The 12,574-nt window shown below is 67.4% G+C and carries 8 protein-coding genes; 3 read left to right on the forward strand and 5 right to left on the reverse strand.

Annotation, left to right across the window (positions count from 1 at the left end; genetic code table 11):
- The first annotated feature begins 9 nt into the window (after positions 1–9).
- From GGQ61_RS11930 to GGQ61_RS11940, 3 genes are all read left to right on the forward strand, one after another.
- A complete protein-coding gene (locus GGQ61_RS11930) occupies positions 10–2,163 on the forward strand; it encodes a malate synthase G (protein ID WP_183773027.1) in 2,154 nt (717 codons plus the stop codon).
- Between the two features lie 273 nt (positions 2,164–2,436).
- Positions 2,437–3,642: a saccharopine dehydrogenase family protein gene (locus GGQ61_RS11935; RefSeq protein ID WP_183773029.1), complete on the forward strand. Its 1,206-nt coding sequence runs from the start codon at positions 2,437–2,439 to the stop codon at positions 3,640–3,642.
- Between the two features lie 11 nt (positions 3,643–3,653).
- Positions 3,654–4,826: a carboxynorspermidine decarboxylase gene (locus tag GGQ61_RS11940; protein WP_183773031.1), complete on the forward strand. Its 1,173-nt coding sequence runs from the start codon at positions 3,654–3,656 to the stop codon at positions 4,824–4,826.
- 27 nt (positions 4,827–4,853) lie between these two features.
- Here the strand turns inward: GGQ61_RS11940 and GGQ61_RS11945 are convergent, their stop codons facing one another.
- From GGQ61_RS11945 to GGQ61_RS11965, 5 genes are all read right to left on the reverse strand, one after another.
- Positions 4,854–5,189 carry a DUF2322 family protein gene (locus GGQ61_RS11945; protein WP_183773033.1) on the reverse strand — a complete coding sequence of 112 codons (336 nt, stop codon included), beginning with the start codon at positions 5,187–5,189 and terminating at the stop codon, positions 4,854–4,856.
- A gap of 168 nt (positions 5,190–5,357) precedes the next feature.
- Complete coding sequence (locus GGQ61_RS11950) at positions 5,358–6,743, reverse strand: efflux transporter outer membrane subunit (protein ID WP_183773035.1); 1,386 nt, start codon at positions 6,741–6,743, stop codon at positions 5,358–5,360.
- The gene (locus GGQ61_RS11955; protein ID WP_183773037.1) at positions 6,740–9,925 is read right to left on the reverse strand and encodes a multidrug efflux RND transporter permease subunit; all 3,186 of its coding nucleotides are present in this window, start codon (positions 9,923–9,925) and stop codon (positions 6,740–6,742) included. The genes GGQ61_RS11950 and GGQ61_RS11955 overlap by 4 nt, the downstream gene beginning before the upstream one ends.
- Positions 9,926–9,927: 2 nt before the next feature.
- On the reverse strand, positions 9,928–11,124 hold the full coding sequence (locus GGQ61_RS11960) for an efflux RND transporter periplasmic adaptor subunit (RefSeq protein ID WP_221221001.1): 1,197 nt from the start codon (positions 11,122–11,124) through the stop codon (positions 9,928–9,930).
- A 791-nt stretch (positions 11,125–11,915) separates the two neighbouring features.
- A complete protein-coding gene (locus GGQ61_RS11965; protein ID WP_183773039.1) occupies positions 11,916–12,401 on the reverse strand; it encodes an Hsp20 family protein in 486 nt (161 codons plus the stop codon).
- Between the last annotated feature and the right edge of the window lie 173 nt (positions 12,402–12,574).

Raw genomic sequence — 12,574 nt, forward strand, 5'->3', positions numbered from 1 at the left:
ACGGATCGCATGAACATCAGCAAATCCCTCACGGTCGACGACACGCTGCACGCCTTCGTGGAAGGCGAGCTGCTGCCGGGGACGGGCGTAGCTTCCGACGCCTTCTGGGCCGCGCTGGAAAAGGTGCTGGCCGACTTCACCCCTCGCAACGCCGCGCTGCTGCAGCGCCGCGACGAGCTGCAGGCGCAGATCGATGGCTGGTGGCGCGAGCGCCGCGGCAAGCCGCTGGACGTCGCCGAGGAAACCGCCTTCCTGCGCGAGATCGGCTACCTGCTGCCCGAACCCGCCGCCTTCGAGATCATCACCCAGAACGTCGATCCCGAGATCGCGTCTATCGCCGGGCCGCAGCTGGTGGTGCCGGTGTCCAACGGCCGTTTCGCGCTCAACGCCGCCAACGCGCGGTGGGGCAGCCTCTATGACGCGCTCTACGGCACCGATGCGCTCGAACCGCCGACCGGTGGTAAGGGCTATGATCCGGTGCGCGGCGCCAAGGTGGTGGCGTTCGCCCGGGGCTTCCTGGACCGCGCCGCGCCGCTGGCCTCCGGCTCGCATGCCGACGCCGTGGCGTACGTGGTTTCGGGGCAGAGCCTGGTCGTGCGCCTGAAGGACGGCCAGGAGGTCGCGCTGGCGACCCCGGCGCAGTTCGTCGGCTATCGCGGGGAAGCCGCCGCGCCGGCCGGCGTTCTGCTGGTTCACAACAGCCTGCACCTCGAGATCCTGATCGACCGTTCTCACAACATCGGCAAGGACGACCCCGCCGGCGTCTCCGACGTGCTCGTCGAGGCTGCGCTGACCGCGATCCAGGACTGTGAGGACTCCGTCGCCGCCGTGGACGCCGAGGACAAGACCAACGTCTACCGCAACTGGCTGGGCCTGATGCGCGGCGACCTGACCTCGACCTTCACCAAGGGCGGCCAGACCGAAACTCGTCGCCTGGAGGAGGATCGCTCCTACACTGCGGCCGGCGGCGGCGACATCACCCTGCGCGGCCGCAGCCTGATGCTGGTGCGCAATGTCGGCCACCACATGCTGACCGACGCGGTGACTTTCGACGGCCAGCCGGTGTTCGAAACCGCGGTCGACGCCCTGGTGACGGTCGCCGCCGCCCTGCATGACCTGAAGGGCGCGCGCCGCAACAGCACGGCTGGTTCGGTCTATGTCGTGAAGCCGAAGATGCATGGGCCTGACGAGGTCGCTCTGGCCGTGCGTCTGTTCGACCTGGTCGAGGACGCTCTGGGCCTCGAACGCAACACCGTGAAGCTGGGGATCATGGACGAGGAGCGCCGCACCAGCGCCAATCTCGCCGCCTGCATCCACGCCGCGCGCGAACGCATCGTATTCATCAACACCGGCTTCCTCGACCGCACGGGCGACGAGATCCACACGGCCATGGAAGCGGGCCCGGTGGTCCGCAAGGACGCGATCAAGGCCGAGGCCTGGCTGCCGGCCTATGAAAAGCGCAACGTCGAGATCGGCCTGGCCACGGGCTTCCCCGGCCGCGCCCAGATCGGCAAGGGCATGTGGGCGGCGCCCGACATGATGAAGGACATGCTTGCGGCCAAGGTCGGACACCCGAAGGCCGGCGCCAACACCGCCTGGGTGCCGTCGCCGACCGCCGCCGTGCTGCATGCGCTGCACTATCACGAGGTCGACGTGCCGGCGCTCCAGGCCACGATGCTCAAGTCCGCCGCCAAGACCGGGACCGACGACCTGCTGACCCCGCCGCTGGCCAAGTCGAACTGGAACGCCGCTGACGTCCAGCAGGAGCTGGACAACAACGCTCAAGGCATCCTCGGCTATGTCGTGCGCTGGATCGACCAGGGCGTCGGGTGCTCGAAGGTGCCGGACATCCATGACGTCGGGCTGATGGAAGACCGCGCCACCTTGCGCATTTCCAGCCAGCACATGGCCAACTGGCTGCACCACGGGGTCTGCACCGAGGAACAGGTGCGCGAGACCTTCGGCCGGATGGCCAAGGTGGTCGACGCCCAGAACGCGGGCGACGCCGCTTATCAGCCGATGGCGACTGACCCAGCCGCCAGCATCGCCTATCAGGCGGCGCTCGAGTTGGTGTTCGAAGGCCGCGCCCAGCCGAACGGCTACACCGAGCACGTGCTGACCCGCCGGCGCCGCGAGCGCAAGGCGCAGCTGGCCGGGGCTTAAAATCGGGACCCGTGCCGCAGCTTTGGTCTGCGGCGCGGCCTGACCGGGCGCGGGCCGGAGGTTCGCGGCGCCTGACCTTCGCCTTAACGATGAAGGCGGCGACCCCGCTCTTGTTCGCTGCCAGCCGCCTGTCGCCCCAATTCGGTCGCGCCCGTCGAGTCGACCCGTAGCAACGAGTCTGGGCACGGCCCGTTCCGACCACGTATAAGCGCGCGGCGACGCAGCGGAATGGGCGCGCGTCTCCAGCGATACTGAGGTCGGAGTTACATACAGATGAGCACGGTGCTTGTGATCGGAGCCGGTGGCGTGGGCTCGGTTGCGGTCCACAAGATGGCGATGAATCCCGACGTGTTCTCACAGATCACGTTGGCGAGCCGTCGCCGTTCGAAGTGCGATGCGATCGCTGCGTCGGTGAAGCAACGCACCGGCGTGGACGTGCGCACGGCCGAGCTGGACGCCGACGACGTCGCTGCGACCACGGCGCTCATCGAGGAGGTGAAGCCTGGGCTCGTCGTGAACCTGGCGCTGCCCTACCAGGACCTGGCGATCATGGACGCCTGCCTCAAGGCGGGCGCGAACTATCTCGACACCGCCAACTACGAGCCGCGGGACGAGGCGAAGTTCGAGTACAGCTGGCAGTGGGCGTACCAGGACCGGTTCAAGGACGCCGGCCTGATGGCGGTTCTCGGCTGCGGCTTCGATCCCGGCGCGACGTCGGTGTTCGCCACCTATGTCCGCAAGCATCTGCTGGACCGGATCGACACGCTCGACATCCTCGACTGCAACGGCGGCGACCACGGCCACCCGTTCGCCACCAACTTCAATCCCGAGATCAATCTGCGCGAGGTCACCGCACCGTCCCGCCATTGGGAGAACGGCCAGTGGGTCGAAGGGCCGGCGCTAGCGCACAAGCAGGCGTTCGACTTCGCCGAGGTCGGCGTGCGCAACATGTACTTGATGTACCATGAGGAGCTGGAGTCGCTGGCCAAATTCTATCCGGAAATCAAGCGGATCCGCTTCTGGATGACCTTCGGCGACAGCTACCTGAAACACCTGGAAGTGCTGGGCAATGTGGGGATGACCCGCATCGACCCGGTGAAGTTCCAGGGCGTCGAGATCATCCCGCTGCAGTTCCTGAAGGCGCTGCTGCCCGAGCCCTCGACGCTGGGCGCGGTGACGCGCGGCAAGACCAACATCGGGGTCATCGCCACCGGTCAGAAGGACGGCGCCCAGAAGACCGTTTACGTCTACAACGTCTGCGACCACGAAGAAGCCTATGCCGAGACCGGCAACCAGGCGGTCAGCTACACCACCGGCGTGCCCGCGATGATCGGGGCGTCGCTGATGCTGACCGGCGCCTGGAAGGGCGCCGGGGTGTTCAACATGGAGCAGCTCGATCCCGACCCGTTCATGGCGCTGATGAACAGCCAGGGCCTGCCCTGGAAGGTCGAGACTCTGGCCGCGCCGTTGGCCTTCTGATCGCCGCCGTTATGGAGACCCAAGCCGGCGGCCCGGGCGCCTTCGCCCAATTCGACCTTGGCCGCGTGCCGTCGCCCTGCTTCGTCGTCGACGAAGAGGCGGTGCGTCGCAACCTCGTCGTTCTGAAGGACATCGCCGATCGCAGCGGCGCCAAGGTGCTGCTGGCGCTGAAGGCGTTCTCGATGTGGGCGGTCGCCGACCTCGTGGCGGAGCATCTGCATGGGACCTGCGCCTCCGGACTGTGGGAGGCCCGGCTGGCGCGCGAGCACTACAAGGGCGAGCTGACGACCTATTCGCCGGCCTATCGCGCCGACGATCTGCCCGAGATCCTGCGTCTGTCCGACACGGTGATCTTCAACTCGCCGGCGCAGATCGCGCGCTTCGCGGGCCTGATCGCCGAGGCCCGCGTGCGGGGCGAAGTCTTCGAGGTGGGCCTGCGGCTGAACCCGGAGTGGAGCGAGGCCGAGGTCGCCAAGTACGACCCGTGTTGCACGGGATCGCGGCTTGGCTTTCCGGTGTCGCAGTTGCGGCCGGAACATCTAAACGGCGTAGACGGCCTGCATATCCATGCCCTCTGCGAACAGAACTTCGCGCCGCTGCAGCGGATCTGGAATGCGGTGGAACCGCAGCTCGCGCCGATGATGGCCGGGCTGAAGTGGGTGAACCTCGGCGGCGGCCACCACGTCACCCGAGCAGACTACGCGCGTGATGACCTCATCGCCTTCGTGCGCGACATCCGCGAGCGCCACGGGATAGACGTCTTGCTTGAGCCCGGCGAGGCGATCGCGCTGGACGCCGGCATCCTGGTCGGCGAGGTGCTCGACGTCTTCGACAACGACGTGCAGGTCGCGATCACCGACATCTCGGCGACCTGTCACATGCCCGACGTGCTGGAGGCGCCCTACCGCCCGGCGATGCTGAACGAAGCGGAAGCTGGCGTTTCGGTTCGCCTGGGCGGGCCGTCCTGCCTGGCGGGCGACGTCATCGGCGACTACGTCTTCGCGACGACGCCGGCGCCGGGCGCGCGGATCGCGTTCCTGGACCAGGCCCACTATTCGATGGTCAAGACCACGACCTTCAACGGCGTGCCGCTGCCGTCTATCGCGCTGTGGAACAGTCGGACCGACGCGCTGCGGCTGGTGCGCCAATTCGACTACGTCGACTTCCGCGATCGGCTGTCCTGAGCCGCTTCCACGCCAGCTGCCGCGCGCTCAGCGGCCCGCTGCTATCACGTCGATGTTCAGCGCAGCGCCGCCGCCGGCGATCTGGATAAGGCGGTCGATGTTGGGGTGCGCGCCCGGGCGGTTGCGGGCGTCGGCGGTATGTTCGCCGAATACGGCCAGGCCATGTTCTGCGGCCTGTGCGTCCAGGACGCCGAAGGACTGTTTTAGGTACTGATAGACCGCCAGCGAACCCTGCTTGCCCGGCTGGTTCTCGATGCTGGCGATCACGTTTCCGCTCGCCTCCACCAGGTCGATGCGTTGCACGCCGTCGATAGCGGGCAGTTGCGGGAGGTTGTCCTTGAAAGCCGCACCGGGTTGAATCATCGCCAGCCTGTCTCGCTTACTGTGGGATCGCCGCCCAATGTCAGCGGCACGAGGCATCGAATAGTCGACGAGGCGTGACCCCCGCAACGTGTCGACGCCGCTCGCACAAAATCTGGCCGAGACAGTCGCCCCGGCGTCTTCCACCGCGCGGGGCGGCGACGCCGGGCTTCAGGGCGACGATGGCCCGTCGGCGCCTCCGACTGCTCGGTAAAGGTCGACGCGATTCACCGCGGCGGCGAGCTGGTTGGCGACATAGGCGCTCTGGGCGGTGAACAGGGAGCGCTGGGCGACCAGGTTGGCCAGGAAGGTGTCGACGCCGCCGCGATAGCGGGCCTCGGTCAAGGTCATGGTGTCTTGGGCGGCGTTGAGCTGGGTGCGGGTGGCGGTGAGTTCCTCGGCGAGCGTTCCCTGACGAGCCAGGGCGTCGGCGGTTTCACGGAACCCGGACTGAATGGCTTTCTCGTACGCAGCCAGCGCCGCGTCGCGCTGCGCTTGGGAAGCGGCGACTCCGGCGAGGCCGGCGCCGGCGCGGAAGATCGGAAGGGTCACCGAAGGGGTGAACGAGCGCGTAAAGGCGCCGTCGTTGAACAGCGACGAAAGCGCGGGACTGGCGTAGCCGAGCGCGCCGGTCAGCGAGATGGTCGGGAACAGCGCTGCGCGCGCCGCGCCGATCTCGGCGTTGGCGGCGCGCAGGCCGTATTCGGCCTGAACCACATCCGGACGCCGCAACAGCACTTGCGACGGCAGGCCGACCGGCAGGGTCTTCAGGCCTTGGCTGGCGTCCTCAATCGACGACGCCATCAGGTTCTGGTCGAGCGGCGCCCCGAGCAGCAACTGCAGGGCGTTGAGGTCCTGGGCCAGCGCCGTGCGCAGCGAGGCGACATCGGCCTGGGCGGCGGCGAGCACGGTCTCGGCTTGGCGCAGGTCGGTGCGCGGGGCGATGCCGCCCTTCAGCCTGGCCCGGGTCAGCCTGACGCTGCTTTCGGCGCTAACTACGGTGTCCTGGGCGATCTTCAGACGGCTGGCGTCGGCGCCATAGGTGAGCCAGACCTCGGCGACGTCGCCCAGCAGGGTCAGGCGGGTGGCGCGGGTGGCCGCCTCGGTGGCGAAGTAGCGGTTGAGCGCCGCGTCGCTCAGCGAGCGCACGCGGCCGAACAGGTCGAGTTCGAAGGCGGTGACCCCGACCTGGGCGCTGTAGGCCTCGACATTGGGGGCCGAACCGCCGCCGGTTCGGGTGTAGCGGCCGTCGACATCGACCTGTGGAAGGCGCTCGGCGCGTTGGATCCGGTACTGGGCACGCGCCGCCAGGATGTTGGCGCTGGCCGCCCGCAGGTCGCGGTTGTTGGCCAATGCCTGAACCATCAGCGTCTGCAGGCGTGGGTCGGTGAAGACATCGCGATAGCCGACCTTCGGCAGCTCGGCTTCGCTTTGCATCAGGTAGGGATCGCCGGCCGGCCACGACGCGGGAGTGGGCAGTTGCGGCTGCTGATAGCGCGGGGCCAGGGAGCAGCCTGCGAGACTCAGGCCGACGAGAAGGACGAGCGCGCGTTTCATGCAGGCTCCAGTTCGTTGGAGTCGCCCCGGCCCTTGCGCATCGCGCGGAAGCCTTGCCGGACCATCACGAAGAACAGCGGGATATAGAAGATCGCCAGAATGGTGGCGGTCAGCATGCCGCCGATGACCGCGGTGCCGATGGCGATGCGGCTGTTGGCGCCGGCGCCGGTCGAGATGGCGAGCGGCAGGACGCCGAAGATGAAGGCCAGGCTGGTCATCAGGATCGGCCGCAGTCGGGTGCGCGCGGCCTGGATCACCGCCTCCATGGCGGACGCCCCGCGCCGCTCGGCCTGCTCGGCGAACTCGACGATCAGGATGGCGTTCTTGGCCGCCAGCCCCATGGTCGTGAGCAGGCCGATCTGGAGATAGACGTCGTTGATCAGGCCGCGCAGCGTCACCGCCAACACTGCTCCGACCAGTCCGAGCGGGACCACGAGGAGCACGGCGAGCGGGATCGACCAGCTCTCGTAAAGCGCCGCCAGGCAGAGGAACACGACGAGCAGCGCAAGCCCGTAGAGGATCGGCGCCTGGCCCGAGGACAGCCGCTCCTGGAACGAGAGGCCCGACCAGGCGATGCTGGTGCCGGGGATGTCGGCGGCCAGCTTCTCGATCGCTGCCATGGCCTGGCCGGAGCTGCCGCCCGGCGCGGCCGAGCCCTGGAATTCGTAGGACGGAATGCCGTTGAAGCGCGACAGGGTCGTCGGCGCCTGCGACCACGAGATGCTGGCGAAGGACGAGAACGGCGCCATCTGGCCGTTCGAACCCCGGACGTACCACTCCTCCAGGTTGGATGGATCGGCGCGGTAGGGCGCGTCGCCCTGGACGTAGACCCGCTTGACCCGGCCGCGGTCGACGAAATCGTTGACGTAGCGGCCGCCCCAGGCCGTCGACAGGGTCGCGTTGACGTCGGCCTGGCTGAGGCCGAGGGCGGCCAGCTTGCGGGCGTCCATGTCGATCTTCAGCGTCGCGATGTCGGGCAGTTCGGTCAGGCGCACCGAGGCCAGGGCGGGATCGCGGCGTGCTGCTTCCAGCAGCTTGTCTCGGGCGGCGTTGAAGTCGGCCTGGGACATGCCGCTGGAGTTCTGCAACTCCATGGTGAAGCCGTCGGATTGCCCGAGGCCGCGAATGGCCGGCGGGATCAGGGCGAAGACGCGGGCGTCGCGGAAGTTCTGGAAGGCGGCCGAGGCGCGGGCGACAACAGCGTCGGCGGTGTTGTCCTTGCCTTTGCGTGCGGACCAGTCGACGAGGTTGATGAAGCCCTGGCCCGTGTTCTGGCCGCTGGCGCCGCCCCCCCCGCCGCTGACGGTGAACATGGTGCGGACGTTGGCGTCCTCGTGCTCGCGGAAATAGTTCTCGACCTGGCGCTGGACTTCGACGGTCCGCGCCTGGGTCGCTCCGGCCGGGAGTTGGAACTGGACACTGGCCGCGCCCTGGTCCTCGGTCGGCAGGAAGCCCGTCGGAAGCCGGATGAACAGCACGCAGAGGAGCGCCACGATCACGACGTAGACGCCGAGCGCCAGGACGCGACGGCCGAGGATCGCGCGCACCGAGCGTCGGTAGGCGTCGGCCATGCGATCGAAATTGGTGTTGAAGCTCTTTGAGCTGCGATGGATGAAGCCGGCCGCGTCGGGAAAACGGCGGCCGAACCAGCCGTCGTGAATCTCGTGGGCCTCGCGCTTGCGCTTCAGCAGGTTCGCGGTGATGGCCGGGCTGAGCGTCAGGGCGACGAAGACCGACAGCAGCATGGCCGAGATGATGGTCAGCGAGAATTGCCGGTAGATCACCCCCGTCGAGCCGCCGAAGAAGGCCATCGGCAGAAACACCGCCGACAGCACCAGGGCGATGGCGATCAGCGCCATGGTGATCTCGTCCATGGATCGGATCGTGGCTTCCCGCGGCGTGAGCTCGGGGTCTTCCTCCATCAGCCGTTCGACGTTCTCGACCACCACAATGGCGTCGTCGACCAGCAGGCCGATGGCGAGCACCATGCCGAACAGCGTCATGGTGTTGATGGAGAACCCGGCGACGTAAAGCACGCCGAACGTCCCAAGCAGCACCACCGGGACCGCGATGGCCGGCACCAGGGTCGCGCGCCAACTCTGCAGGAACACAAACATCACGATGACGACGAGGACGATGGCCTCGGCCAGCGTCTTCACCACCTCTGCGATCGACAGCTTGATGAAGTCGGTCGTGTCGTTGGCGTAAGCGAACTTCAGGCCGGCCGGGAATTCCTTCGAGAGCTCCTCGACCTTGGCCTTGACCAGATCGGCGGTCTTGAGGGCGTCCGCGCCCGGGGCGAGCAGGATCGCCAGGCCGGCCCCGGGGTGCTGGTTCACGCGGCTGCGGGCGTTGTAGTTTTCCGACCCCAACTCGACCCGCGCCACGTCGGCCAGCAGGACGGCCGCGCCGCTGGGCTGGCTCTTCAGGACGATCTTCGCGAACTGCTCAGGCGTCTGCAGCCGCGACTGAGCGGTCACCGTCGCATTGAGCATCTGGGAGTCGGGCTGTGGCTGGCCGCCGATCTCGCCGGCCGCGACCTCGGTGTTCTGGTTCTGAATGGCGGTCACGACGTCACCCGGCGTCAGCTGGTAGCTCGCCAGTCGGTCTGGATTGAGCCAGACGCGCATGGCGTACTGCGAGCCGAAGACGTTGGTGTCGCCGACGCCCTTGAGCCGCGAGATCGGGTCCTGGAGGTTGGAGACGAGGTAGTCTGAGACGTCCCGATTGGTCATCCGGTCGGTCTCGTCATAGACCCCGACGATCAGGAGGTTGTCCGGGTTGGATTTGCGGACCACCAGCCCCTGCTGCTGCACCTGGCTGGGCAGGCGCGAGACCGCCTGCTGCACCTGGTTCTGCACCTGCACCTGGGCGATGTCGGGATCGACGCCCTTGTCGAAGGTGACGGTGATCGTGACCTGGCCGCGCGAGGTGGACGAGGAGGCGAAGTAGAGCAGGCCGTCGATCCCGGTGAGGGACTGTTCGAGGACCTGGGTGACGCTGTTCTGGATCGTCTCGGCCGAGGCGCCGGGATAGGTCGCGCGAATGGACACCTGAGGGGGGGCGACGTCGGGATACTGGGCGACCGGCAGGAACCGGATGGCGCCTAGGCCGGCCAGCATGATGATGATGGCGATCACCCAGGCGAAGATCGGCCGATCGACGAAGATGCGCGAGAGCATGGTCAGGCGCCCCCTGCGACGGAGCCCTTGGTCTGCCCACCGGCCTTGCCGGGCGGCGCCTCGATGCGTTGCGGGGTGTCCGCCGGAACCGGCTTCAGGGGCTTGCCGGGCTGAACGTTGGCCAGGCCCTGAGTGATCACTCGGTCGCCGGGGTTGAGGCCCGTGGTGACGACCCAGTAGGCGCCTTGGGTTCGTTCGGCGGTGATGTCGCGCCGCTCCGCCTTGTCGCCGGCGCCGACGACGTAGACGCTGGCGGCCCCCTTGGGATCACGCGCGACCGCGGTCTGCGGCACCAGATAGGCCGACGTGGCCACCGCCTGGTTGAAGCTGGCGCGGACGAACATGCCCGGAAGCAGGACGCCCTTGGGGTTGGCGATGCGGGCGCGGAGCGTGACCGTACCGGTGGACTCGTCGACCACCGCTTCGGAGAACTCAACGGCGCCGACCTGGTCGTAAGTGCTCCCGTCCTCGAGCGTAAGTTTCACCGCCGCGCTTCCGGGCGAGAGCCCGCCCGCGGCCAGCGCCCGGCGTAGGGCCAAGAGGTCGCCGCTCGACTGCTGGATGTCGACGAACATCGGATCGAGCTGCTGGATGGTCGTCAGCGGATTGGCTTGGCTGGTGGTGACCAGCGCGCCGACGGTGGAGAGAGAACGGCCGATGCGACCGCTGATCGGGGCCGGGACGGTGGTGAACCTCAGATTGATGCGGGCGGTCTCAAGCGCCGCGCGGGCCTGCGCGACTGAGGCCTTGGCCTGGGCCGCCTGCGCGGCGGCGTTAACGTAGTCCTGCTGGCTGACCGCCTCGATCGCCGCCAGCGGCTTGTAGCGTTCGGCCAGGGCCGAAGCCGCCGACAGACTGGCCTCCGCGCTCTGGACGTTGGCCTCCGCCTGGTTGACCGCGGCGCGGTAAAGACTGGGGTCGATCTGGTAGAGGGGCTGGCCGCGGGTGACGAGGGAACCTTCGGTGAAGAGGCGCTTTTCGATCACCCCGGAGACCTGCGGACGCACCTCGGAGCTCTGATAGGCGACGACGCGGCCGGTGAGTACGTTGGTCACATCGACCCTGGTGGGCTGGACGACCACGTACCCTACGGAGGTGGGCCCGCCCGCTGCGCCCTTGTGAGCGTCCGTCTTTGCTCCGCATGCGGCGAGGACGCCGACGCTCGCCAGCGTCGCGAGGAACGCGCCCCGCCGCTTCAAGATGCTGCGCTCGGCGAGATCTGACCGTAAGACGCTCTTGATGCAGGGGCGCGCGGTGGCATGTGTCCGTCTTCCTAACTCGGCGACGCAGTCTTCCGAAGGCACGTCTTCATTCAGCTAAAGAGAACTCTCGTCGCGTGCTCAAGGTTCTTTAGTCGCCGGAAAGCACAAGCTTATGACCCGACGTCACGAGCTTGAAATCTGTTCGCCACACCGCCGCCGGGTTGTGCCCCGCTCAGCGGCAGGGTGGAACCGCCTCAGTCCGACTTCCACGGCTTCGCCTCAGGCGCGGGTGCTAGGTTCCGCAGCGTCGTCTCGATAGCGCGAAGCGGCGAGCAGGCCGTGTTAGTGAGGCCGCTTCTGACAACGCGCTTCCATCGCATCCAGCCGCCTGAGGGCGGCGAGCACCTCTGTCAGCGGGACGGGCTCGACGGTGCCCAACAGCCACCTGAGGCGCGGTTCGTCCTGTACAGCCGATGCGTCCGACGCCCACGATGAGAGAATCTCCCGTTTCTCGCAAAGTGAGAGGTGAGGGTCCTTCACCACATCGTCGGGGTCTTGAAAGCCAACGGCAGGCCGAACGCCACGTGCGATCGCGGTCCTGAGGCTGCAGGGCTCATGGCCGCTCGGCAGGTCAAAGATCTGTTCGGTCGTCGCCAGTCGCATCATCGTTTCTCCCTTCTTCTCCTTCCTCCAAAAGGCCGCGGTCGGCGGCAGTCATGAATGGCGCGCGCCGTTCGCGCCGCCGGGGCGCCTGTCGGGCGCCCCGGTCTGAGAACCTGTCGCGAGCGTCAGGCTGCGCGATGCTCGGACGGGTTGCTCGCAATGCGACGCAACGAGGGGGACGGATCTGCGGTCCCGATCTCGATCCGCCGGGGTCTCAACGCATCTGGGACCTCGCGGGTCATATCGATCGCAAGCACGCCGTTCTCGTAGCTTGCCGACTTGACCACGACATAGTCGGCCAGCTCGAATTTGCGCTCGAAGCTGCGAGCCGCGATGCCGCGGTGCAGGAACGTGCGCGAGCCGTCCTCTTCCTTGGCCTTATGGCCGGTCACGATCAGCAGGTTCGGTTTGGTCGTGACTTCGAGCTCATCGGCCGCGAAGCCCGCGGCGGCCAAGGTGATGCGATAGCTGTCGTCGCTGGTCTTCTCGACATCATAGGGCGGATAACCCCGATCGCCCTCGCTCTTCATGGCGCTGTCGATGATGTCGGCCATGCGGTCAAAGCCGATCACCGACCGGTAGAGCGGGGAAAAATCATATGCCGTTCTCATTTCCATCTCCTCAGAACGAGCAAGTTGGACCTGAGAGGCGCCCGGAAGCGCGGGCGCCCCCTGACTGTCGTCGAGCCCTTCGGGCGCTCGACGGCGAAAAAATTAGGGAGACGGAGAACAGCGTCAAGACCTCGATCTGAGCATTTTTCGCTGAGGCCACAGGGCTCGCTGAC

The organism is Phenylobacterium haematophilum (genome assembly GCF_014196295.1).
GTDB lineage: Bacteria > Pseudomonadota > Alphaproteobacteria > Caulobacterales > Caulobacteraceae > Phenylobacterium > Phenylobacterium haematophilum.

Bases quoted from the DNA above. Each gene is read 5' to 3' on its own strand.
- GGQ61_RS11930 (WP_183773027.1), top strand. From the start codon at position 10: ATGAACATCAGCAAATCCCTCACGGTCGACGACACGCTGCACGCCTTC.
- GGQ61_RS11935 (WP_183773029.1), top strand. From the start codon at position 2,437: ATGAGCACGGTGCTTGTGATCGGAGCCGGTGGCGTGGGCTCGGTTGCG.
- GGQ61_RS11940 (WP_183773031.1), top strand. From the start codon at position 3,654: ATGGAGACCCAAGCCGGCGGCCCGGGCGCCTTCGCCCAATTCGACCTT.
- GGQ61_RS11945 (WP_183773033.1), bottom strand. From the start codon at position 5,189: ATGATTCAACCCGGTGCGGCTTTCAAGGACAACCTCCCGCAACTGCCC.
- GGQ61_RS11950 (WP_183773035.1), bottom strand. From the start codon at position 6,743: ATGAAACGCGCGCTCGTCCTTCTCGTCGGCCTGAGTCTCGCAGGCTGC.
- GGQ61_RS11955 (WP_183773037.1), bottom strand. From the start codon at position 9,925: ATGCTCTCGCGCATCTTCGTCGATCGGCCGATCTTCGCCTGGGTGATC.
- GGQ61_RS11965 (WP_183773039.1), bottom strand. From the start codon at position 12,401: ATGAGAACGGCATATGATTTTTCCCCGCTCTACCGGTCGGTGATCGGC.